Annotated in this window: 21 protein-coding genes; 16 read left to right on the plus strand and 5 right to left on the minus strand. The window is 62.5% G+C overall.

Features of this window, described 5'->3' with window-relative positions:
- The first annotated feature begins 118 nt into the window (after nt 1–118).
- From ACIPOO_RS00380 to ACIPOO_RS00390, 3 genes are all read left to right on the plus strand, one after another.
- Entirely contained in the window at nt 119–1,975 is a 1,857-nt protein-coding gene (locus ACIPOO_RS00380) for a hypothetical protein (protein ID WP_400603597.1), read from the plus strand.
- A 52-nt stretch (nt 1,976–2,027) separates the two neighbouring features.
- Entirely contained in the window at nt 2,028–4,634 is a 2,607-nt protein-coding gene (locus tag ACIPOO_RS00385) for an Ig-like domain-containing protein (RefSeq protein ID WP_400603599.1), read from the plus strand.
- Between the two features lie 116 nt (nt 4,635–4,750).
- Nucleotides 4,751–5,233 (plus strand): hypothetical protein, encoded by a 483-nt coding sequence (locus tag ACIPOO_RS00390; RefSeq protein ID WP_400603601.1) that lies wholly within the window; start codon nt 4,751–4,753, stop codon nt 5,231–5,233.
- On the opposite strand, the gene ACIPOO_RS00395 is transcribed toward ACIPOO_RS00390, so the two are convergent.
- Entirely contained in the window at nt 5,222–5,911 is a 690-nt protein-coding gene (locus ACIPOO_RS00395; protein ID WP_400603603.1) for an alpha/beta family hydrolase, read from the minus strand. The two genes, ACIPOO_RS00390 and ACIPOO_RS00395, sit on opposite strands and share 12 nt — an antisense overlap.
- Nucleotides 5,912–6,759: 848 nt before the next feature.
- Between ACIPOO_RS00395 and ccoN the strand changes: the two genes are divergently transcribed.
- From ccoN to ACIPOO_RS00450, 11 genes are all read left to right on the plus strand, one after another.
- Nucleotides 6,760–8,202 (plus strand): cytochrome-c oxidase, cbb3-type subunit I, encoded by a 1,443-nt coding sequence (ccoN, locus tag ACIPOO_RS00400; protein ID WP_274131934.1) that lies wholly within the window; start codon nt 6,760–6,762, stop codon nt 8,200–8,202.
- Nucleotides 8,202–8,813 (plus strand): cytochrome-c oxidase, cbb3-type subunit II, encoded by a 612-nt coding sequence (ccoO, locus tag ACIPOO_RS00405; RefSeq protein WP_274131932.1) that lies wholly within the window; start codon nt 8,202–8,204, stop codon nt 8,811–8,813. Before ccoN ends, ccoO begins: the two co-directional genes overlap by 1 nt.
- 5 nt (nt 8,814–8,818) lie before the next feature.
- Nucleotides 8,819–9,010 carry a cbb3-type cytochrome c oxidase subunit 3 gene (locus tag ACIPOO_RS00410; protein WP_081569091.1) on the plus strand — a complete coding sequence of 64 codons (192 nt, stop codon included), beginning with the start codon at nt 8,819–8,821 and terminating at the stop codon, nt 9,008–9,010.
- On the plus strand, nt 9,007–9,987 hold the full coding sequence (gene ccoP, locus ACIPOO_RS00415; RefSeq protein WP_400603607.1) for a cytochrome-c oxidase, cbb3-type subunit III: 981 nt from the start codon (nt 9,007–9,009) through the stop codon (nt 9,985–9,987). The genes ACIPOO_RS00410 and ccoP overlap by 4 nt, the downstream gene beginning before the upstream one ends.
- 148 nt (nt 9,988–10,135) lie before the next feature.
- Complete coding sequence (locus tag ACIPOO_RS00420) at nt 10,136–10,387, plus strand: type II toxin-antitoxin system Phd/YefM family antitoxin (RefSeq protein ID WP_274131927.1); 252 nt, start codon at nt 10,136–10,138, stop codon at nt 10,385–10,387.
- Nucleotides 10,387–10,842 (plus strand): type II toxin-antitoxin system VapC family toxin, encoded by a 456-nt coding sequence (locus tag ACIPOO_RS00425; protein ID WP_274131925.1) that lies wholly within the window; start codon nt 10,387–10,389, stop codon nt 10,840–10,842. The genes ACIPOO_RS00420 and ACIPOO_RS00425 overlap by 1 nt, the downstream gene beginning before the upstream one ends.
- A gap of 218 nt (nt 10,843–11,060) precedes the next feature.
- Nucleotides 11,061–12,476, plus strand: coding sequence for a cytochrome c oxidase accessory protein CcoG (gene ccoG, locus ACIPOO_RS00430; RefSeq protein ID WP_400603609.1), 1,416 nt, complete (start codon nt 11,061–11,063; stop codon nt 12,474–12,476).
- A 12-nt stretch (nt 12,477–12,488) separates the two neighbouring features.
- The gene (locus ACIPOO_RS00435; protein WP_400603611.1) at nt 12,489–13,022 is read left to right on the plus strand and encodes a FixH family protein; all 534 of its coding nucleotides are present in this window, start codon (nt 12,489–12,491) and stop codon (nt 13,020–13,022) included.
- A 4-nt stretch (nt 13,023–13,026) separates the two neighbouring features.
- Nucleotides 13,027–15,480 carry a heavy metal translocating P-type ATPase gene (locus ACIPOO_RS00440; protein ID WP_400603613.1) on the plus strand — a complete coding sequence of 818 codons (2,454 nt, stop codon included), beginning with the start codon at nt 13,027–13,029 and terminating at the stop codon, nt 15,478–15,480.
- A gap of 16 nt (nt 15,481–15,496) precedes the next feature.
- The gene (gene ccoS / locus ACIPOO_RS00445) at nt 15,497–15,712 is read left to right on the plus strand and encodes a cbb3-type cytochrome oxidase assembly protein CcoS (RefSeq protein WP_400603615.1); all 216 of its coding nucleotides are present in this window, start codon (nt 15,497–15,499) and stop codon (nt 15,710–15,712) included.
- Between the two features lie 165 nt (nt 15,713–15,877).
- The gene (locus ACIPOO_RS00450) at nt 15,878–16,561 is read left to right on the plus strand and encodes a sulfite exporter TauE/SafE family protein (RefSeq protein ID WP_400603617.1); all 684 of its coding nucleotides are present in this window, start codon (nt 15,878–15,880) and stop codon (nt 16,559–16,561) included.
- Nucleotides 16,562–16,570: 9 nt separating this feature from the next.
- Here ACIPOO_RS00450 and ACIPOO_RS00455 read toward each other — a convergent pair whose 3' ends face one another.
- From ACIPOO_RS00455 to ACIPOO_RS00465, 3 genes are read right to left on the minus strand one after another with little or no spacing between them, the layout of a single operon-like run.
- Nucleotides 16,571–17,815, minus strand: a complete 1,245-nt coding sequence (locus ACIPOO_RS00455; RefSeq protein WP_400603619.1) for a lipoprotein-releasing ABC transporter permease subunit — start codon at nt 17,813–17,815, stop codon at nt 16,571–16,573.
- Nucleotides 17,816–17,864: 49 nt separating this feature from the next.
- Nucleotides 17,865–18,548, minus strand: coding sequence for a lipoprotein-releasing ABC transporter ATP-binding protein LolD (gene lolD / locus ACIPOO_RS00460; protein ID WP_400603621.1), 684 nt, complete (start codon nt 18,546–18,548; stop codon nt 17,865–17,867).
- Nucleotides 18,549–18,555: 7 nt separating this feature from the next.
- The gene (locus tag ACIPOO_RS00465) at nt 18,556–19,806 is read right to left on the minus strand and encodes a lipoprotein-releasing ABC transporter permease subunit (protein ID WP_274131917.1); all 1,251 of its coding nucleotides are present in this window, start codon (nt 19,804–19,806) and stop codon (nt 18,556–18,558) included.
- Nucleotides 19,807–19,933: 127 nt separating this feature from the next.
- On the opposite strand from ACIPOO_RS00465, the gene ACIPOO_RS00470 reads away from it, so the two are divergent.
- Together ACIPOO_RS00470 and ACIPOO_RS00475 are read left to right on the plus strand one after the other, a co-directional pair.
- A complete protein-coding gene (locus tag ACIPOO_RS00470; protein WP_274131916.1) occupies nt 19,934–20,521 on the plus strand; it encodes a PilZ domain-containing protein in 588 nt (195 codons plus the stop codon).
- A gap of 36 nt (nt 20,522–20,557) precedes the next feature.
- A complete protein-coding gene (locus ACIPOO_RS00475) occupies nt 20,558–21,280 on the plus strand; it encodes a glycerophosphodiester phosphodiesterase family protein (protein ID WP_274131914.1) in 723 nt (240 codons plus the stop codon).
- A 42-nt stretch (nt 21,281–21,322) separates the two neighbouring features.
- Here the strand turns inward: ACIPOO_RS00475 and sthA are convergent, their stop codons facing one another.
- Entirely contained in the window at nt 21,323–22,717 is a 1,395-nt protein-coding gene (sthA, locus tag ACIPOO_RS00480; protein WP_274131912.1) for a Si-specific NAD(P)(+) transhydrogenase, read from the minus strand.
- Nucleotides 22,718–22,953 lie beyond the last annotated feature (236 nt).

Genomic DNA, 22,953 nt, shown 5'->3' on the forward strand with positions numbered 1-22,953 from the left:
AATACGCGGATCGGATTCATCGCTACACCACTCAATAACCGATAACTTCGGTTATTCATAAACCTGCAGCAGCCCGTTCAAACAAGGATCCCGGCTGCCTGTTAATTGGAGAAATACCATGTGTCATTCAACTAGAAGTTCCCTCGTCACTCGCAACTTGCCGCGTGACTTGCCCCAGCCCACCGTGCCGGTTGCCGACCCTGTTGACGGCTTGCTCACCCTCGAAGATCTGCAACAGCCGGTGGTCATGCACTTCGTTGCCTGGGCTGAAGCGGCTCAGGGCTACTCATACCAGTTGATGTGGAACGGCCTGTTGGTCGGTGCAAAACAACCCATCGACACCGAACAGCCGGGCGACCCTCTGACCCTGGAAATTCCCGCGGCGCTGCTGGCCAACGACGGGTTGTACACCGCAGGTTATGCGGCCATCAACGATGTCGGGGGGCAGTACTCAGCTTCCCCGACAGTCCCCCTAATCGTCGACCGCACTGCACCAGGTGGCATTCTGCTGGCAGGGATGGTGTTTCCGCCGGAAACCCACGACGGCATGCTGACCTCCGACGAACTGACCGGCATGGGCAACGTGCTGGTGGCCGACGTGCCAGGCTATCTGGGCATGGCCTGGGGCGACCAGATCCGCACCTTCTGGGGCTCGGTGGCGGGTCCGGAGCACACGGTAACCGTCACGGAAGTGGGTGAGGATCACGTGCTGCTCAACTTCACCCGCGCTTTTCTGGAAAGCCTGGGTGATGTGGAAGAGCCGGTTTATTACACCGTGACCGACCGAGCCGGCAATGTCTCGATCAACTCCCTGTCCAAGACCTTCCAGCTGTACCTCACGCAGGTGCCCGACGACTACCCGGCACCGCTGTGCCGCCAGTCGGAGGATGGGGTGATCGACGACGCCGATGCCCGTGCCAAGGTGGCGGTGGACATTCCGCAGTACCCGAGCCCGCAGCCTGGAGACAGGATCACCCTGTACTGGGGTGCGAATGCCCTGCCGGAAGTGCCGCTGCAACCCGGCGATGAAACCTCGGACCCGGTGTTCACCCTGAACGTGCCGTACGCCCATATCGCCCTGGCAGGCGACGGCGATGTGCAGTTGCGTTACGAAGTGCGTCGCGGCGGCAGGCTGGTGGGTACGTCGCTGGGCTTGCCGGTGTACGTCAACCTGACCCTGCCCGGCCCTCAGGATCCGGACCCTGAAACCCCGGAAAACGAGGCGCTGGCCCTGCCGATCATCCGTGGCACCAGCGACAACCCGGACAACCAGGACAACGTCATCGACGAGGACGACTTCCTGCTGGAAGCCAATGCCGTGATCGGCTGGTGCGACGAGTTCGCCATCAGCGATGTGTTCCGCCTGTACTGGGGTTCGCAAGCAACGCCTGTGACCTACACCCTGCGCTCCAGCGATGTCGGCCGCGACCTGCTGCTGACCATCCCCAATGCGTTGATGACGGCCGAAGGCACCGGCGACGCGATCCGGGTTTATTACACGGTGAGCCACGCCGGCAACCCCAACACGTCGCGTTCACCGACGCAGCCGGTGATCGTGCGCTCCGTGGGCGATCTGCCGGGTGGTCCCGGTGGCCTGGCTGGCCCGGTGTTCACCAACGCCAATCAGAACAATGCCATCAGCCCGGTCAACAGCCCTGACGGCACGCCGATCTTCATTCGCCCGTACCTGAACGCCGACAAGTACCCGCGCGTGAGCATCGTGTTCCATGGCTACGCCCGGGGCAACCCCGATACACCGGTGCCGGGCGCGAGTCTTGAGTTCACCCATGTCATGGATGAGCTGGAGCAGCAACAGGGCTACATCTTCCGCGTCTCGGCCCAGCAGTTGCGCCTGATCTGCGAAGGCCGCGGCGAGGCCTACTACCGCGTCGAAGGTCCGAACGGGGTGATCGTGAACTCGATCACCACCAACGTGATCATCACCATGTCCATTCCCGGGCAGGGCTGCCGCTAAACCCCAGGCGGGCCTGCGGGCCCGCCGTCTACATGAAGACAAGGACACTGTCATGAACGATGCGATTCGAGCACTGCTGCCCGCTCCGGCGATGCAGAACCTGCATGACCCCAGCGGTATCGGTCATGCCGACACACTCGACCCCCAGGTGCCACTCTCCGTGCGCGTCGGGCCCTATCTTGAAATTGCCGAAGGCGACATCATCGACCTTTTTTGTGATGACGCACTGGCCTTCAACTACACGGTGAAGCGAGAAGACCTGTCACCCGGTTTCTTCAATTTCGTGGTCCTGCCGCTGGACCAGAAGTTCATCCACGAAACGAACATCACCCTCTTCTATGAGGTAACCAAACCCATCGGCGGGCAGAAGAACACGTCCACCCCTGCGGTGGTGCCAGTCAAGCTGACCATCCCGGGCGGCACTGACACCAATCCGGCCACCCCTTGGGAAAACGAGCGACTGGCCACGCCGAAAGTCTTTCCGGAAGGAATCATCACCTCGCCTGAAGGCGTGACGGTGGAAATTGCCGCCTACATGAACATGTTCGTGGGTGACCGGATCGCGCTGTCCTGGCATGGCGAAATCATCCGCACCGAGATCACCGACGCCCAGCAAGTCGGTCAGCCACTGGTCATCCCGGTCAGCAAAGAGATCATCGAGCGCGCCGGCGACTCGGACATGCTGGAGGTGCGCTACGAAATCCGCGACATCGTCAACAACTGGTCGCGCTGGTCCCTGCCGACCTATGTGGCGGTCGAGGCGGGAGAGTCCACGTTGCCCGCGCCGATCACCCCGCAAGCGCCGGGGATGGAACTGGATCTCGACCAACTGGCCGGTGCCGATGTGCAGGTGCTGGTCATCGCCCATCCGGACATTCGACCTGGCGATGAGCTGGTGCTGTCGATGGAACGCAGCACGGCCGAGGGCATGGCACTTGAGACCTACACCGCGAGCAAGACCATTCCCGGCGCAGGCAGCTTCTACGAATTCGTGGTGCCCAATGCGCAGTTCCAGCCAATCGCGCAAGGCCGGGCTCGCCTGTATTACAAGGTGACAAAGGCGGCCGGCGTGACGCTGCGCTCCAAGAGCCTGCAATTGAAAATCATCGGCCAGCCCATGGAGTTGCCGCTGCCCAGGGTGCCGGTTGCCGAACAGAACGGCGGGGTGCTGGATCCGGCCTCGCTCAACGTTCGCGTCGAGGTGCCTGTGTATTACTTCATGGCAGAGGGCAACGACGTTCATCTGTACTGGATGGGCAAGACCGAAAGCGGCGCCAATGTGATGTTCGATGAACTCAAGACCGTCGCCGCAGGTGCTGCCGGCATGCCGATGGACTTCTTCATTCCGGACGACAAGGTCAGCCTGCTCACGGGTGGCTCGGTGGCGATCCACTACACCGTCAACACCTTCAGCCGTGCGTTCTTCACTTCGCCTTCGTTGATGCTGCCCGTCAGCGCCAACCAGAGCGGTCCCCTCCCCCTGCCCACCATCCTCGAAGCCGAAAACGACATCCTTGACCCCGCCAACGCACCCAACGGCGCCACGGTGGTGATCGCGGATTCAGCCAATCTGCGCCAGGGGGATACCGTCAACCTGAGCTGGAACGGTCCCAACGGCAGCGACCAGAAAGAGAAGTCCATTACCCAGGACGATGCCGGCAAGGCGCTGTCGGTGGTGTTCGCCCGTGCGCTGGTCGATGCCAATGACGGCCAGACGGTGGCGGTGTCGTATCAGGTAATCCGGGCCAATGGCACCTCGCAGGATTCGGAGGTTTATTCGGTGCGGGTGATGAGCGCATCGGTGCTTCCGGCGCCGACCATGGACACCGTGCAGGAGGACGGTGTGGTGAATCCGGGGCTGATTCCAGAGGCCGGTGCGACGGTGCGGGCGCGTTATGAGGTACGCGCCGGTGATCGGGTCAAGGTGATCTGGGAAGGTGCCTCGCGCTTTGAAACCGCCGAGCAGGAGGCCACGGGCGGCACTGAACTGGTGTTCCAGTTGCCCAAGGCGCTGATTACCGCCAGTGCCGGCGCTCAGGCGACATTGAGCTATCAGGTCAGCCGTGGCGGCAACGTACGCGACTCCGAGCGCCGCACGTTGCGGGTGCAGAACCCGCTGAGCCTGGACACCTCGCCGGTGACGCTGGGCGGCAAGGTGTACCTGGTGCCCTCGCGCCCCGACGCGCTGCCGACGATGCCAGGCGGCACCACGGTTCAGCGCCAGGCGAGCGGCGGGACGGCGCCCTATACCTACACCTCGGCCGATCCGCGGGTGGCCCAGGTCAGTGAAGCCGGGCTGGTCAGCGTCCGCGGCAAGGGCACGACCACCATTACCGTGGCCGATGCTGCGGGGCAGTCGCTGTCCTACGCGGTGACCGTCACGGGGGTGATCCACTGCATCGAGTTGGGCAAGGGCAATTTCGGTCAGGCAGGCGCACAGGCTGGCAACAATCAGGCCCGGCTGCCGTCGATCCAGGAACTGCGGGAGATTCACGGTATGTGGGCGGCCAACTGGCCCTTGGTCAAGGACCTGTACTGGTCATCGACCCTGGCCAAGCTGTCGCCGTTTGGCAAGACCTATTACCAGAAAGCCCTGGGTAGCGGCATGGAGTTGGATGGCTACACCTACAGCGTGATTTCGGCCATCGGCATTCGCTGACGACTGGCCTTGCGCAATGCCGCAGGCCTTTTGTGCCTGCGGCATTGCGCCCTCTTCGACACGACCTGGCCAGCAGTGCCAGGCGCCTATATAAAAGCGACAAGGGAGCGACGCCCATGAAAGGCTCCACCGGCACACCGACTCACAGCGCGAGCAACACAGCCTGCGAACTCAGCGCCACCATCAACGGCAAGCCGTTCACCCCAAGGCAGTTATCTGCCTTTTCCTGCCTGCGCCCGGAGTTGACGGGCAAGCGCAGCCACAAGATCTGGAAGATTCACGCGGTGGGCAAGGTGGCCCACCGCCGCACGGTGCTGGGCATGTTCATCGATCAGAGCCTGGAACCCGGCACTTACGACCTGGTGCGGGACGAGCGCTTGTCGGCGATCTATCACGTCACGCCCCGGCAGTTTGCGCAGCTTTATCATTCGCAGGACTTCGAGAAGGGTTCGGTCACCCTGCTCGAATGCGACGTGCAGACGGGTCACCTGCGCGGCACCTTTCACATCGACATGCCGTCGGCAGGGCTGTTGATCGCCGACGGTCAGTTCGATGTCTGGTGCACGAAGGCCGCTGCAGCCGAGGCATCAGCCGAGTAGACGACTGGCGATGCGCTCGGCGGTTTCCTGCAGGCAGGCGGCATGACTGACGCCCGCTGCCTTCAATGGCTTGAGGTCATGGTTGGCGGTGGGCAGCCAGTGCACTTCGATGGCCGGTGACAGCGAATAGCCTTCAACCGCTTCACGATTGCCCAGCGCGTCGCGCTCGCCCTGGACGATGAGGGTCGGTGTGTGCAGCTCGGCCAGGTGCTCGACCCGGGGTTTCTCCGATTTGCCGACGGCGTAGAACGGGTAGCCCAGGCAGATCAGCGCATCGGCGTGCAACTCGTCGGCCAGCAGGCTGGCCATGCGCCCGCCCATGGATTTGCCGCCGATGGCCAGGCGGCCCTTGATGAGCGGTCGCACGGCCCCGTAGACCTCGCGCCAGCTCTCCAGCAGCTTCGGTTTGGGGTTGGGCGGACGCTTGCCGCCGTCGATCCGGCGCTGCGCCATGTAGGGAAATTCAAAGCGCAACACGCCGACACCCAGTGCGGCCAGGCGCTGGGCGATGTCGTTCATGAACTCGCTGTCCATGGGAGCACCCGCGCCATGGGCGAGGATCAGGGTGGCCGGTTGGTTGCCGGCGACCTCTGCCGGAGCATTCCACAACCAGCCCTGCACCTGCGCCAGTTGCGCACATTGATCGGCGTCAGTACTCGCCGCGTGTCCGTTGTTCATGCTTGTCTCGACCCATGGACTTGATTGCAGGGCGCCATTATGCCCAAGCGTTCCAGGCAAAAGACAGCCGCGCCGGACTTTCCTGGGCGACAGCCGCGGTTCAGCTTCCTGAAACTAACCTGCCAGGACTTTCGGAAAAAAGCACCGACGCCATGGGCGCCCCAACCCGCACGCAACCGGGCGGATTCATCGTCGGATTGCATCGATTTTTCCGGTGCCGGTCGATCAACCGTGACGATCGCCGGCCTGACCTGCCAGCTCGGGCCAAATTTTTGGGCAGTCAAAAAGTGCAATTGTCATCGGCATTTGTATACAACTTTTGGCGTAGAAACACTCTACCGAAGTACAGGGAAAGCAGGTAGAGAAACGTTTCAGCGTAGGCCAGAAGTCGATGCTCACCGCGCCCCGCAAGGTGGCGCGGTGATTACCCCCCTGCACCCGGCGAGGTGTCAAACTTCTTGCTCTTGTGGCTTCCATCGCGAGCCGTTCGCGTCTAAGCTTGCGTGCACGGTGGTCCGGCAACAGCTGGCCACAGGATCAGTGAAAGGATTGTGCACGACCTCCACACCCTCTTGCAGGCAGACCGCGCGGCCCGGTATGTCACCCGAAGGGCTGTATACAATTTTCGGCATTCACGCGCGCCGCCTCACTCGCCCTGTTTTCCCGCCCTTTCGGCCCACTCCGGCAACTCTGCCTGGCGCAACCAAGCGCAGCGAGTCGCGAAAAAACCGCATCCCGTGTTTGCGTCGACCTCGTCTTGCGCTTGTTGCGCGGCAAAACGTCTACGCTTTATTCGATGTTGCGGCCGTTACCACACTAATAAAATACCCAAACCGTGGAACCTTAGAATGAGCACAGCAATCAGTCCGACTGCTTATAACTATAAGGTAGTCCGCCAGTTCGCCATCATGACGGTGGTCTGGGGGATCCTTGGCATGGGGCTCGGTGTCTTCATCGCCTCACAACTCGTGTGGCCTGACTTGAACCTTGGTCTGCCATGGACCACGTTCGGACGCCTTCGCCCGCTGCACACCAACCTCGTGATCTTCGCCTTCGGCGGGTGCGCGCTGTTCGGCACCTCCTACTATGTCGTGCAGCGAACCTGCCAGACGCGCCTGATCAGCGACGGCATGGCGGCGTTTCACTTCTGGGGCTGGCAGGCGGTCATCATCGGCGCGATCATCACCCTGCCGATGGGCTACACCACCACCAAGGAATACGCCGAGCTGGAGTGGCCAATCGCAATCCTGCTGGCCATCGTCTGGATCACCTACGCGGCGGTGTTCTTCGGCACCATCGTCAAGCGCAAGACCAAGCACATCTACGTCGGCAACTGGTTCTACGGGGCCTTCATCGTGGTCACGGCGATGCTGCACATCGTCAACCACATGTCGCTGCCGGTGAGCCTGTTCAAGTCCTATTCGGCTTACTCGGGCGCCACTGACGCGATGATCCAGTGGTGGTACGGGCACAACGCCGTGGGCTTTTTCCTGACGACCGGTTTCCTGGGAATGATGTACTACTTCGTGCCGAAACAGGCCGAGCGTCCGATTTACTCCTACCGCCTTTCCATCGTGCACTTCTGGGCGCTGATCACCCTGTATATCTGGGCCGGCCCCCACCACCTGCATTACACCGCGCTCCCGGACTGGGCGCAGTCGCTGGGCATGGTGATGTCGATCATCCTCCTGGCGCCGAGCTGGGGCGGCATGATCAACGGCATGATGACCCTCTCCGGCGCCTGGCATAAGTTGCGGACCGACCCGATCCTGCGGTTCCTGGTGGTGTCGCTGGCCTTCTACGGCATGTCGACGTTCGAAGGGCCGATGATGGCGATCAAGACCGTCAACTCGCTCTCGCACTACACCGACTGGACCATCGGCCACGTTCACGCCGGTGCGCTGGGCTGGGTGGCGATGATTTCCATCGGCGCGGTCTACCACATGATCCCGCGCCTCTACGGGCGTCCGCAGATGCACAGCATCGCGCTGATCAACACCCACTTCTGGCTCGCGACCATCGGTACCGTGCTTTACATCGCCTCGATGTGGGTCAACGGCATCACCCAAGGCCTGATGTGGCGTGCGATCAACGATGACGGCACCCTCACCTACTCGTTCGTCGAAGCGCTGCAAGCCAGCCATCCGGGTTACATCGTTCGCGCCCTGGGCGGTGCGTTCTTTGCCAGCGGCATGCTGTTCATGGCCTACAACGTGTTCCGTACCGTGCGTGCGTCGAACACCGAGGAAGCCGAAGAAGCCGCCCAGATCGCTGTCGTGGGAGCGCACTGATGATCAAGCACGAATCACTTGAGAAGAACATCGGCCTGCTGTCGATCTTCATGGTCATCGCGGTAGCAGTGGGCGGCCTGACGCAGATCGTCCCGCTGTTCTTCCAGGACGTGACCAACAAGCCGGTCGAAGGCATGAAGCCGCGTCCGGCACTGGAAGTCGAAGGCCGCGACGTGTTCATCGCCAACGGCTGTGTGGGCTGCCACTCGCAGATGATCCGGCCGTTCCGCGCCGAAACCGAACGCTACGGGCACTACTCGGTGGCCGGCGAAAGCGTCTGGGATCACCCCTTCCTGTGGGGTTCCAAGCGCACCGGGCCGGACCTGGCGCGGGTGGGCGGACGCTACTCCGACGACTGGCACCGCGCACACCTGTATAACCCGCGCAACGTGGTGCCGGAGTCGATCATGCCGGCCTATCCGTTCCTGGTGGAAAACAAGCTCGACGGCAAGTTGACCGGTCGCAAGCTGGAAGTGCTGCGCAGCCTCGGCGTGCCCTACACCGACGACGACATCGCCAAGGCCGGTGACGCGGTCAAGGGCAAGACCGAGATGGATGCGCTGGTGGCCTACCTGCAGGGCCTGGGCACCATCATCAAGAGCAAACGGTGATCGCCATGGATATCGGAATGATTCGAGGCCTGGGCACCGTCGTGGTGATGGTGGCCTTCATTGGCCTGGCGCTGTGGGTGTTCAGCCCCCGGCGCAAGGCTGAATTCGACGACGCGACCCTGCTGCCCTTTGCCGACGACCCCGAGGCCATCAAGCACCTCGAGCAAGCGCAAGCTTCCAGGAGCAACAAAGAATGACTACGTTTTGGAGCCTGTACGTCACCGTACTGTCGTTGGGCACGATCTTCTGCCTGACCTGGCTGCTGCTGGCGACCCGCAAGGGCCAGCGCGCCGACACCACCGACGAGACCGTCGGCCACTCCTTCGACGGCATCGAGGAGTACGACAACCCGCTGCCCAAGTGGTGGTTCATGCTGTTCATCGGCACCATCATCTTCGCCCTCGGTTACCTGGCGCTCTACCCCGGCTTGGGCAACTGGAAGGGCCTGTTGCCGGGCTACGACTACGTCGACAACGACAAGAAGATCGCCTTCTCCAACGGCCAGCCGGGCTGGACCGGCGTGCACGAATGGGAAAAGGAAATGGCTCGGTCGGATGCGCGTTTTGGTCCGATCTTCGCGAAATTCGCGGCCATGCCCATCGAAGATGTGGCCAAGGATCCGCAAGCCCTGAAAATGGGTGGCCGGCTGTTCGCCTCCAACTGTTCGGTGTGCCACGGCTCGGACGCCAAGGGCGCCTACGGCTTCCCCAACCTGACCGACGCCGACTGGCGCTGGGGCGGTGATCCGCAGACCATCAAGACCACCATCATGGGTGGCCGTCATGCGGTCATGCCGGCATGGGGTGAAGTGGTCGGCGATCAGGGTGTGCGGGACGTCGCGGCCTTCGTGCTGACGAAACTGGATGGGCGCAAACTGCCAGACGACGCCAAGGCAGACCCAGTCAACGGGCAGAAAATCTTCGCGGGCAACTGCGTCGCCTGCCACGGCCCCGAAGGCAAGGGTACTCCCGCCATGGGCGCACCTGACCTGACCCACCCGGGCGCGTTCATCTACGGTTCAAGCTTCGCGCAGTTGCAGCAGACCATCCGCTACGGCCGCCAGGGCCAGATGCCTGCCCAGGAATTGCTGCAGGGCAATGACAAGGTGCATCTGCTGGCGGCGTATGTGTATAGCCTGTCCCATGGGAATAAGCCGGCGGACGCGCAGGAGTAGGAATGATGCATCTGGAGGCCCCGTCAGGGTCAACTGACGGGGTTTTTCTTTGGTTACACATTCGCTGTTGAGAGATGGTCGTGACAGGCATAACATCCATAAAATCGAAACGTAGAAACATTGCTACAACAGCAAGGAGCTATCGCCTGTGATCACCACTATTTCAAGTCGCGAGTTCAATCAGGATACCAGCGGCGCCAAGAAGGCGACGAAAGAGGGCCCGGTCTTTATCACTGACCGGGGTCGTCCGGCGCATGTGCTGCTCACCATCGAGGATTACCAGAAACTCGCCGGCGGCTCGCTCAGCATCGTCGACATGCTCGCAATGCCCGGCATCGAAGACATCGACTTCGAGTCACGACGCGCGCCGATATTGCCGCGTGAAGTGGATCTGTCCTGATGTACCTGCTCGACACCAACGTGGTTTCCGAGCTGCGAAAGAATCAGAAGGCAGCGCCAAATGTATTGAGATGGGCCCGGCAGATCCCGGCGCCCAGCCTGTACATCAGCGCGGTCACGGTCCTTGAGCTTGAGACCGGCATTCTTCGGCTTGAGAGACGCGACCCGGCTCAGTCGGGATTGCTCAGGAGCTGGATGGAGCATCATTTGCTTCCAGCCTTCGCGGGGCGAATTCTGCCTGTAGATGCGTCCGTCGCCACCAGATGCGCCCGCCTGCACGTTCCTGATCCTCGCAGCGAATACGATGCAATGATCGCCGCCACAGCCCTGGTGCATGGCATGACGGTGGTCACCCGCAACACCGCCGACTTCTCGGGGAGCGGCGCTGCAGTGCTGAACCCCTGGCTCAGTCAGTTGAACGAAGAGCGCGCTCCCTACGGAGTTGGAATTTCGTAGCGGCAGTTCGAGTGCCCGCCGCATTCCGAATGACCTTGCCACTTTTGACCTGCATCAACGCGCAACACCGTCCATGCCCCGAGCGACCAGACACCGCTGCCTTGGACTAGAGTCACAGGGGTATCATGAACGGCACAACAACAAGCAATGACCCTGGCCGGCACGTACTGGCCAAGGCATTTTCCATAGCCACGTGATGGTTTGATGAGCACGCCGCAATGAGCGAGCAAATACCGGTTCACAACGTCACTCCGCCGACCAAGCAAGAGAGTGACACCGTCGATCTCTATGCCTCCCGGGAGAAGATCTACACCCGGGCGTTCACCGGGATCTTCCGCAACCTGCGAATTGGCGGCGGGATCGTGCTGTTCCTGCTGTATTTCGGCACGGTCTGGCTCGACTGGGGCGGTCATCAGGCGGTCTGGTGGAACCTGCCGGAGCGCAAGTTCTACATTTTCGGCGCCACCTTCTGGCCGCAGGACTTCATCCTGCTGTCGGGCATCCTGATCGTCAGCGCTTTCGGGCTGTTTTTCATCACGGTGTACGCCGGGCGCGTGTGGTGCGGGTACACCTGCCCGCAAAGCGTGTGGACCTGGGTGTTCATGTGGTGCGAGAAGGTCACCGAGGGCGACCGCAACCAGCGCATGAAACTGGACAAGGCGCCCATGAGCGCCGACAAGTTCGTGCGCAAGTCGGCCAAGCACGGCCTGTGGCTGCTGATCGGGCTGGTCACGGGGCTTACCTTCGTCGGCTACTTCTCGCCGATCCGCGAACTCACCGTCGATTTCTTCACCGGCCAGGCCGATGGCTGGTCGTATTTCTGGGTCGGCTTCTTCACCCTCGCCACCTACGGCAACGCCGGCTGGCTGCGCGAGCAGGTGTGCATCTACATGTGCCCGTACGCGCGGTTCCAGAGCGTGATGTTCGACAAGGACACCATGATCGTGTCCTACGACCCACGCCGCGGCGAGCAACGTGGCCCGCGCAAGAAAGACCAGGACTACAAGGCCCAGGGCCTGGGTGACTGCATCGACTGCACCATGTGCGTCCAGGTCTGCCCCACCGGCATCGACATTCGCGACGGCCTGCAGATCGAGTGCATCGGCTGTGCCGCGTGCATCGATGCCTGCGACACCATCATGGACAAGATGAACTACCCTCGCGGCCTGATCAGCTACACCACCGAACACAACCTGTCCGGACAGAAAACCAACAAGCTGCGCCCGCGCCTGATCGGCTATGCGGCGGTGCTGCTGGTGATGATCGGCGTGCTGACGGCGGCGTTCTTCATGCGCTCGCTGGTGGGTTTCGACGTCAGCAAGGACCGCGTGCTGTACCGTGAGAACGCCGAAGGGCGAATCGAGAACGTCTACAGCCTGAAGATCATGAACAAGGATCAGATCGACCACACCTACGTACTCGACGCTACCGGGCTTTCAGACCTCAAGCTGCAGGGCCGGCGTGAAATCAAGGTGGCCGCCGGCGAGATATTCACCATGCCGGTGGAGCTGTCGGTGTCGCCAGAGCGACTGCCGTCCAGCACCAACGAGATCCACTTCATCCTCAAGGACATTGAAAACAGCGGCACCGAAGTACAAGCCAAGAGCCGATTCATCGGCCCACAAGTTCGTTGAGAGACGTCACACATGAGCGTAGCGACTGCTGCAAACCCCTGGTACCGACATCGTTGGCCCTGGATCATCATCGGCATGCTGACCTGTTCGGTAGGCCTGACCGTGGCCATGGTGACCATCGCCGTGGACAACCCGGACAACCTGGTCAACGACAACTATTACGAAGCAGGCAAAGGCATCAACCGTTCCCTGGACCGCGAACTGCTGGCGCAAACCCTGAAACTGCGCGCCACCGTGACCCTGGATGACCTCACCGGCGAGGCCGACCTGCGCCTGACCGGCAACAGCCAGCCGGAGACCCTGGTGCTGAACCTGATCTCCCCCACCCAGCCGGAAAAGGATCGCAAGATCATCCTGGCCCGCAACCCCGCACAACCGGGGCGCTACGTCGGGCAGATGAGTGACCGGGTCGAAGGCCGTCGTTTCGTCGAGTTGCTGGGCGTGGAGAACAGCCAGACATGGCGCCTGTTCGAGGAAGAGTCGGTGACCCGTGACAAGGACCTGATCCTGGGTGACGAGCCGCTGCAGGGTGCCGAAAAGAAGTGATGACGTGAACGCCCCAACCCCCTGCTTTCATTGCGCCCTGCCCGTTCCGCCCGGTGATCGTTTCAGTGCCGTCGTACTCGGTGAGTCCCGCCCGTTCTGCTGTCCGGGCTGCCAGGCGGTGGCCGAGGCCATCGTCGCGGGCGGCCTGGAAAGCTACTACAGCCATCGCAGCGAAGCCTCGGTCAATCCTCAGGCCCTGCCTTCGCAACTGCTCGAAGAACAGGCGCTCTATGACCGCCCCGATGTGCAGGCGCCTTTCGTTCGGCATGCCGAGGACCTGGCCGACACCACGCTGCTGATCGAAGGCATCAGTTGCGCGGCCTGCGGCTGGCTGATCGAGCGACACTTGCGGACCTTGCCCGCCGTGGTCGAAGCGCGGCTGAACCTGTCCAACCATCGGCTTTATCTGCGCTGGAACGACGCCGAGCTACCCCTGAGTCAGGTGCTCTTTGAGCTGCGCAGCATCGGCTATGCTGCCCACCCCTGGCAGGCTGACCAGGCCACCGAACGTCTGGCCCGGGAAAACCGCCGTAGCCTGCGCCAGTTGGGCGTCGCCGGGCTGCTGTGGTTCCAGGCGATGATGGCAACCATGGCCACCTGGCCGGAATTCAATATCGACCTCAGCCCCGAGATGCACACCATCCTGCGCTGGGTCGCAATGTTTCTGACGACCCCCATCGTGCTTTACAGCTGCGCTCCGTTCTTCAAGGGCGCCCTGCGTGACTTGCGCACCCGCCAGTTGACCATGGACGTCTCGGTGTCGCTGGCCATTGGCTTGGCCTACGGCGCAGGCGTCTGGACCGCGATCACCGGCACTGGCGAGTTGTATTTCGATGCCGTGGGCATGTTTGCGCTGTTCCTGCTGACCGGGCGCTATCTGGAGCGTCGCGCCCGGGAGCGTACCGCTGCGGCCACCGGGCAACTGGTCAACCTGCTGCCTGCCTCCTGCCTGCGTTTGAACGAAGGCGGACAGAGCGAGCGCATCCTGCTCAGCGAACTGCGCCTCAATGATCGGGTGCTGGTGCATCCGGGCGCGATCTTGCCCGCCGATGGCAGGATCATCAGCGGCCAGTCGAGCATCGACGAATCGGTGCTGACAGGCGAGTACCTGCCCCAGCCTCGCGTCGTGGGCGATGTTGTCACGGCTGGCACCTCGAACGTGGACAGCGTGCTGACCGTTGAAGTCCTGGCCCTGGGTGAAAGCACGCGGCTATCGGCCATCGTGCGCTTGCTGGAACGGGCGCAGTCGGAAAAACCCCGGCTGGCGCAAATCGCCGACCGGGCCGCGCAGTGGTTTCTGTTGATATCGCTGGTGGCTGCGGTGGTGGTGGGGCTGATCTGGTGGCAGATCGACCCGGCCCGCGCATTCTGGATCGTGCTGGCGATGCTGGTCGCCACCTGCCCCTGCGCGCTGTCGCTGGCCACGCCGGTTGCGCTAACCACCGCCACCGGCACCCTGCACGGCCAGGGTTTGCTGCTGACCCGGGGGCATGTGCTTGAAGGGTTGAATCAGATCGACACGGTGATCTTCGACAAGACCGGCACCCTGACCGAGGGCCGCCTGACACTGCGGGCCATTCGCAGTCTGGGGCCGCTGAACAACGATCAATGCCTGTCACTGGCGGCCGCGCTGGAAAGCCGGTCCGAACACCCCATCGCCCGCGCGTTCGGCCATACGCCATTGACCGCCGAGGCGGTGAGCAATACGCCGGGGTTGGGGCTCGAAGGCCGTGTCGACGGACGCCTGCTGCGCATCGGCCAGCCGGCTTTTGTCTGTGCCCTGAGCGGCAGTGTGGTTCCGCCAACCCCTGAGCAAGCCGGCCAATGGCTGCTGTTGGGTGACGATCAGCAGGTACTGGCGTGGCTGGTGCTGGACGATCGCCTGCGCGACGACGCAGCCGCCCTGATCGACGCCTGCAAACAGCGAGGCTGGAGGACTGTGCTGCTGTCGGGTGACAGCTCGCCCATGGTCGCCAGTGTCGCGGCCCAGCTTGGGATCGACGACGCACAAGGCAGCCTGCGTCCCGATGACAAACTGCAGAGGCTCAAGCAACTCCGGGCCCAGGGCCACAAGGTGTTGATGCTCGGTGATGGCGTCAACGACGTGCCGGTGCTGGCTGCGGCGGACATCAGCGTGGCCATGGGCTCGGCCACGGATCTTGCGAAAACCAATGCCGATGCGGTACTGCTGTCCAACCGCCTGCCAGCGCTGGTGCAGGCCTTCACCCTGGCCCGGCGGACACGGCGCATCATCATCGAGAATCTGATGTGGGCAGGGCTGTACAATGGCCTCATGTTGCCGTTCGCCGCACTTGGCTGGGTCACGCCGCTGTGGGCGGCAGCGGGCATGTCGGCAAGCTCGCTGATCGTGGTGCTCAATGCGCTGCGCCTGACCCGCGTCGGGCTGACAGAAGCCACCCCCACCCCGGTCGCCCACCCGCGCCCGCTGCCCGCCTGAAGGATCCGGAGGTTCGATGCCCGCGCTCTACATCATGATTCCGGTGGCCCTGCTGATCGTCGCAGTGGCGATCTATGTGTTCTTCTGGGCCGTGGACAGCGGCCAGTACGAAGACATGGACAGCCCGGCCCATAGCATTCTTTTCGATGACCAGGACCCCGGGCACAAGGCGGGGGTGGATGAGGCGTCGGGCAGGGAAATGCACAAACCGGAAGAGAAGAAAATCGGGTGATGGACTGGGTTGTCGCATCGCTCCCGCCTACCCCTTCGCGAGCAAGCTCGCTCCCACAGGTCCCGGCCACGGCAAAATTTTGTGACTCAACGCAAATCCACTGTGGGAGCGAGCTTGCTCGCGAAGACGTCGGAACATTCACCCGCAAAACCCTGGACCACCCCAATGCCTGACCTCCTCCCCCAACTCCTCTCCGCGCTGATCCTCGGCCTGCTGGGTGGCGGGCATTGCCTGGGGATGTGCGGCGGGCTGATGGGTGCGCTGACCATGGCGATCCCGGCCGAACAACGCAGCCGACGCTTGCGCCTGCTGGTGGCCTACAACCTGGGGCGGGTTTTCAGCTACGCCTGCGCGGGCCTGCTGATCGGCCTCGCCGGCTGGGCCGTGGCCAACAGCCCTGGCGCGATGCTGCTGCGAGTCATCGCTGCCCTGCTGCTGATCTGCATGGGCCTGTACCTGGCGGGATGGTGGAGCGGCCTGACGCGCATCGAAGGCCTGGGACGCTGGCTTTGGCGCTACATCCAGCCCGTCGCCAGCCGCTTGCTCCCGGTGTCGAGCATGCCCCGCGCCCTTCTGCTCGGCACCCTGTGGGGCTGGCTACCGTGCGGGCTCGTCTACAGCACGCTGCTGTGGGCGGCCAGCCAAGGCAATGCGCTGCACAGTGCACTGCTGATGCTGGCGTTCGGGATTGGCACCTGGCCGGTGCTGTTGGCCACCGGCCTTGCCGCCGAGCGCACCACTGCGTTGCTGCGCAAGCGTGGCGTACGGGTGGCCGGCGGGCTGCTGGTGATCCTGTTCGGATTGTGGACGCTGCCGGGGCCCCATCAACACTGGCTGATGGGGCATTGACCGGCAGGCTTACTCGTAGCGCAGCGCGTGGGCCGGCTGGATTTGGGATGCGCGGTAGGCCGGGTAGATGGTCGCCAGGAAGCTGAGAATCAGCCCCGCAGCGCAGATCATCACCACATCACTGCCTTCCAGTTGCGATGGCAGGTTGCTGATGAAGTACACGTCCGAGGTGAAGATGTGCTGTCCGGTGACGCGCTCGACCCAACCCACCAACTGGCTGACGTTGATCGCCGCAATCACACCCAGCACGCCGCCGATCAGCGTGCCTACCACGCCAATCACGGTGCCCTGCACCATGAAGATGGCCATGATCTGCCGCGGCGTAGCGCCAATGGTGCGCAGGATCGCGATATCGGCGCCCTTGTCGTTCACCACCATGATCAGCGTGGCGATGATGTTGAAGGCCGCCACCGCGACGATCATCAGCAACAGCAGGCCGATCATGGTCTTTTCCATTTTCATGGCGCTGAACAGGCTGCCTTGGGTGTGGGTCCAGTCATCGGCCTTGTAGCCCGCGCCCAGGTTGCCAGCGATAGCAGCCGAGACTTGCGGCGCGGCGTACAGGTCGGTCAGGGCCAGGCGCACGCCCTGCACCTGGTTGGGCTGCCAGCGCTTGATGGTGGCGGCGTCGGCCACGTTGACCAGGGCCATGGAGCCGTCCAGCTCGGCCCCGACCTTGAATACCCCAACCACCGTCAGGCGTTGCAGACGAGGGGTGATGCCACCCGGATCGCTGCTGATTTCCGGCACGATCAGGGTGATCTTGTCGCCAACGTTCAAGCGAAAGCGCCGCGCGGTGATTTCACCGATCACCACGCCGTACTCGCCTGCTTTCAAATCCTGCAGGCGGCCCTGAACGATGTGCTGGGTGACGATGGACACCTGGGATTCCAGCGCAGGGTCTACGCCATTGATCTCGATAGGCTGCATCGAACCCTTGTAGGAAAGCATGCCGTCCATTTGCGTGAATGGCACGGCGGCGGTGACCTGCGGGTTCTTCAACGCGGCGTCGGCGGCCGGTTTCCAGTCGTCGAGCGGCTTGACGCCATCGATCACCGCGTGGGGCACCATGCCCAGGATGCGTGAACTCATTTCCTTCTGGAAACCGTTCATCACGGACAGCACCACGATCATGGCCAGGACGCCCAGCGCAAGGCCGATCATCGAGGTCATCGAAATGAACGAGATGAAGTGGTTGCGCCGCTTGGCCCGGGTGTAGCGCGCGCCGATAAAGATGGATAACGGTCTGAACATGGGTGAAGCACCGTAGCTGAAAATGAAGCCCCCGAAGGGGCTGAAAACATCACGCCTCGACCAGACGGCCTTCTTCCAGACGCCAGACGCGGTCCATCTGGCGCGCCAGATTCATGTCGTGGGTCACCACCAGGAACGCGGTGCGCGACGAGGTGCTGAGTTCCAGCATCAGGTCCTGGATGCCTTGGGCGGTGTGGGAGTCGAGGTTGCCGGTCGGCTCGTCGAGCATCACCAGGCCCGGCTGGTTGACCAGCGCGCGGGCAATCGCTACACGCTGGCGTTCACCACCGGACAGCTCCGAAGGCTTGTGCGCCAGACGGTGCGCAAGCCCTACACGCTCCAGCAGCGCCGTGGCGCGCTGGCGGGCTTCGGGGATCGAGGTCTTGCCGATCAGCAGCGGCATGCAGACGTTTTCCAGCGCCGTGAACTCGGGCAGCAGGTGGTGGAACTGGTAGACGAAACCTAGCGCCCGGTTACGCAGCAGGCCCCGGGCCTTTTCATTCAGCGCCGACAACTCCTCACCGGCCAGCCAGACGCTGCCCTCGGTGGGTGTGTCCAGGCCGCCGAGCAGGTTGAGCAAGGTACTCTTGCCCGAACCCGAACTGCCGACGATCGCCACGCGCTCGCCCGGATGCAGTTCCAGTTGCAGACCGGACAGCACCACTACCGATTCAGGGCCTTCCTCGTAGGACTTGCCCAGGTTGCGGCAACTCAGAACAGCTTTATCACTCATGCCCGACTCACTCATAACGTAACGCCTCTGCCGGCTGGGTGCGCGCCGCACGCCAGGCTGGATACAGGGTGGCGAGGAAACTCAGGACCAGCGCCGCGCCGCACACCAGCAGCACGTCTTCGGTCATCAATTGCGAGGGCAGATAGTCGATGAAATAGACATCCGCGTTGAGAAACTTGTGGCCGATCAGGCCTTCGAGCGCCGATATCGCGGAACTGACGTTCAGCGCCGCAAGAATGCCGACACCAGCGCCGACCAGCGTGCCGACCACGCCGATCACCGTGCCCTGGACCATGAAAATGCGCATGATCTGGCCCGGCGTCGCACCCAGGGTGCGCAGGATCGCGATGTCGCCGCGCTTGTCGTTGACCACCATCACCAGGGTCGAAATGATGTTGAACGCCGCCACCGCCACGATCAGCAACAGCAGCAGGCCGATGATGGATTTCTCCATGCCGATGGCCTGGTACAGGTTGCCGTGGGTGCGGGTCCAGTCACGGGAGTAGTACTGGTGGTCGCCCAGGTTCTGGGCAATTTCGTAGGCCGTGCGCGGCGCCTTGAACAGGTCGGTGAACTTCAGGCGCAGGCCCTGCACCTGATCGGGCTTCCAGCGATGCAGGCGCGCCAGGTCCTGAAGGTTGGTCACCCCCAGATAGCCGTCCAGCTCCCCGGCGCCGACGTGGAAGATACCGACCACGGTGAAGCGCTTCATGCGCGGGAACATCCCGGCAGGCGTGACCGTGACTTCGGGCGACACGAACGTCACCTTGTCGCCGATGCCCACGCCGAGCTTGGCCGCAGCCTTGTCGCCGATGACCACACCGAAGCCGCCTGACACCAGATCGTCAAGATGACCCTGTTTCATGAAGCCGTCGATAATCGAAACTTTGCGTTCCTGAACCGGGTCGATGGCATTGAGCAGGATCTTCTGCACGTTGCCATTGTTGGTCAGCAGGCCCTGCATCTGGGTGAACGGCGCGACGGCCTCGACCTGCGGGTTCTGTTTGACCCGCGCAGCGAGGTTCTGCCAGTCGTTGATCGGCTCGCCGGATTCGATGGTCGCGTGTGGAACCATGCCGAGAACCCGGGTACGCATCTCGTGATCGAAGCCGTTCATGACCGATAACACGACTATCATCACCACGACGCCCAGGGCGAGCCCGATCATCGACGTCAGGGAAATGAAGGAGACAAAATGGTTACGGCGTTTTGCACGGGTGTAACGCGTGCCGATGAAAACAAAAAGAGGTCTGAACATGTAAGGGCTTGTTCAAAGGAATGGGAACGTCCTTGTGGCGGGCCTGGGCCTGCGGCTTTACACTCGAATCAATGAGCCGCGATTCAAGCGCAATCACTCTGACAACCGCCGCTACCATGGGTTCGCCATGCCGACACTAGATGAAGAAGAACGCCGCGAATACTACCGTATCGAGGACAGCGTCGCACTGGAAATTCAACGCATTCCAGCCTCCGGTACCCTGGACGAACACGCGCACAACGACAGCTCCACGCTGTTCGATCTGCTGAGCGAACTGCACGTGGCCGAGTTCGAATCCCAGCATCTGCTGCGCCAGCTCGATGACCGTGACCGCACCACCAACAGCTTCCTGCGGGCCATGAGCAAGCGCATCGACCTGCTCGGCCAGGTGGTCGCGCAGACCGTGCTGGGCAAGCTGGGCGCGCCGCAAAAGGTCATCATGTCCGAGGGCGGGCTGCAGTTCGAATCCCACCGCCCCTTCCCGGTCGACACCCTGCTGTCGGTCAAGATGGTGCTGATGCCACAGGCCTCCGGCATGATGCTGCGCGCCCGGGTGACCCAGTGCCATTCGCTGAAGATCGGCGACTTCGAGGTGGGCACCGAATGGGTCGACCTCTCCGACGCCCAGCGCCAGTTGCTGGCCAGACACATCCTGCAACGACAAGCCGCCCAGCGCAGGCTTGCCCGAGAGCAGAGCAATCCCGATCCCACCTGATTTTCAGCCTTAAGGCGCGTTATCGAAGGAGCATTTGTGACCCTAATCTACGGCCACCGCGGCGCCAAGGGCGAAGCACCGGAAAACACCCTGACCAGCTTCAAGGAATGCCTCAAGCATGGGGTCAAGCGTTGCGAACTGGACCTGCACCTGTCCCGCGACGGCGAACTGATGGTCATCCACGACCCGACCCTCAAACGCACCACCGACCGGCGCGGCAAGGTGGTCGAGCATGACGCCGCCGACCTTGTGACCTACGACGCCCGCAAGGGTGGCCCTGGCTGGGTGCAGCCATGCCCGATTCCGCGCCTGGAAGAACTGTTCGAGCAGTGCGATTTCGATCATTGGCAACTGGAGGTTAAAAGCGCGTCACGCACCCGCTCGGCGACCACGGTGCTGGCGATTCGCGAAATGGCCCAGCGTCATGGCTTGCTGGACAAGATCACCATCACCTCGAGTTCGAGGGAAGTGCTGGGGGCTGCACTGGAATTGACACCGGATGTGTCGCGAGGACTGGTGGCGGAGTATGCCTGGCTGGATCCGCTGAAGGTCGCGCAGAGCTACGGCTGTGAGATTCTTGCGCTGAACTGGACGCTGTGCACGCCCGAGCGCCTGAAGCGAGCCCAGAATCAGGGCCTGCATGTGTCGGTGTGGACAGTCAACGAGCCTGCGCTGATGCGCAGACTCGCCGACTTCGGCGTTGACAGCCTGATTACAGACTTTCCCGGTTTGGCCAGCGCCACCCTCGGGAATTACTGAAATCGGTCTCCCCGGCCGGCTCAGGCCACCGGCCGGAGCCGCTCAAAAAAGCCGGTTGAGGCCGTCGTACGCCGCTACCCGATAGGCTTCGGCCATGGTCGGGTAGTTGAAGGTGGTGTTGACGAAGTACTTGATCGAGTTCGCCTCACCCGGCTGGTTCATGATCGCCTGGCCGATGTGCACGATCTCCGACGCCTGGTCGCCGAAGCAATGCACGCCCAGGATTTCGAGGGTTTCGCGGTGGAACAGGATCTTCAACATGCCCACCGGCTCGTTGGAGATCTGCGCGCGAGCCATGCTCTTGAAGAACGCCTTGCCCACTTCGTACGGGATTTTTGCCTGGGTCAGATCGTGTTCGTTCTGCCCGATCGAGCTGATTTCCGGAATGGTGTAGATGCCGGTCGGCACGTCGTTGACGAACCGCCAGGTGCCGTTGTCCACCGCCTTGCCCGAGGCCGAACGGCCCTGGTCGTAGGCCGCACTGGCCAGGCTCGGCCAGCCGATCACGTCGCCGGCGCCATAGATGTTCGGCTTGCTGGTGCGGTATTCCTCGTCGACCTCGATCTGGCCACGGCCGTTGGCCTTGATGCCGACGTTTTCCAGACCCAGCTTGTCAGTGTTGCCGGTCCGGCCGTTACACCACAGCAAGGCGTCGGCCTTGACCTTCTTGCCGGATTTAAGGTGCAGGATCACGCCGTTTTCCAGCCCTTCGACCCGCTCGTATTCTTCGTTGTGGCGAACCATCACGTTGTTGTTGCTGAAGTGGTAGCTCAGGCCCTGGGAAATTTCCGCGTCGAGGAAGCTCAGCAACTGGTCGCGGTTGTCGATCAATTCGACGTCCACCCCCAGACCGCTGAAGATCGACGCATATTCGCAGCCGATCACGCCTGCTCCGTAGATAATCAGCTTGCGCGGGGTGTGGTTCAGGCTGAGGATGGTGTCGCTGTCGTAGATACGCTTGTGGGAAAAATCGATATCGGCCGGACGATAAGGGCGCGAACCGGTGGCGATGATGATCTGGTTGGCGACCAGTTTTTCTACCACGCCGGTGTTGCAGACCACATCGACGCTGCGTTCGTCAGCAAAGCTGCCGGTGCCGAAGAACACGTCGACACGGTTGCGTGCGTAATAACCGGTGCGCGATGCAACCTGCTTGTTGATGACCTTTTCGGCGCTTTTCAGCACGTCCGGGAAGGAGAACCAGCGCGGTTCGCCAATGGCCCGGAACATCGGGTTGGTGTTGAACTGGATGATCTGCTTGACCGAGTGACGCAGTGCCTTGGACGGGATCGTGCCCAGGTGGGTGCAGTTGCCGCCGACCTGGCGACGGCTGTCGACCATCGCCACCTTGCGCCCAGCCTTGGCGGCGTTCATTGCCGCGCCTTCCCCAGCCGGGCCGGAACCCAGCACCACTACGTCGTAGTTGTAGACAGCCATGCGTACTCCTCAGAACAGGCCGAGACGCCACTCTGGCGTCTCCGGCTGGATCATGCCGCGGCTGGCGGCATGAAGAATCGAAACTCGCGGCGCAGTCTAAACGTCTCGCGTCGCGGGGAACATTAACCCTTGGTCGTGTCACATGCCAATTCTGGCTGCGTGACGTGGCATTTGATCGGCCTCAACAGCCGTTCAGACGCCAAAGTGTGCGGATGATAAATCCCTACGCGGTGGGA

The organism is Pseudomonas sp. NPDC090201, from assembly GCF_044746825.1.
GTDB classification, from domain to species: domain Bacteria; phylum Pseudomonadota; class Gammaproteobacteria; order Pseudomonadales; family Pseudomonadaceae; genus Aquipseudomonas; species Aquipseudomonas putida_AD.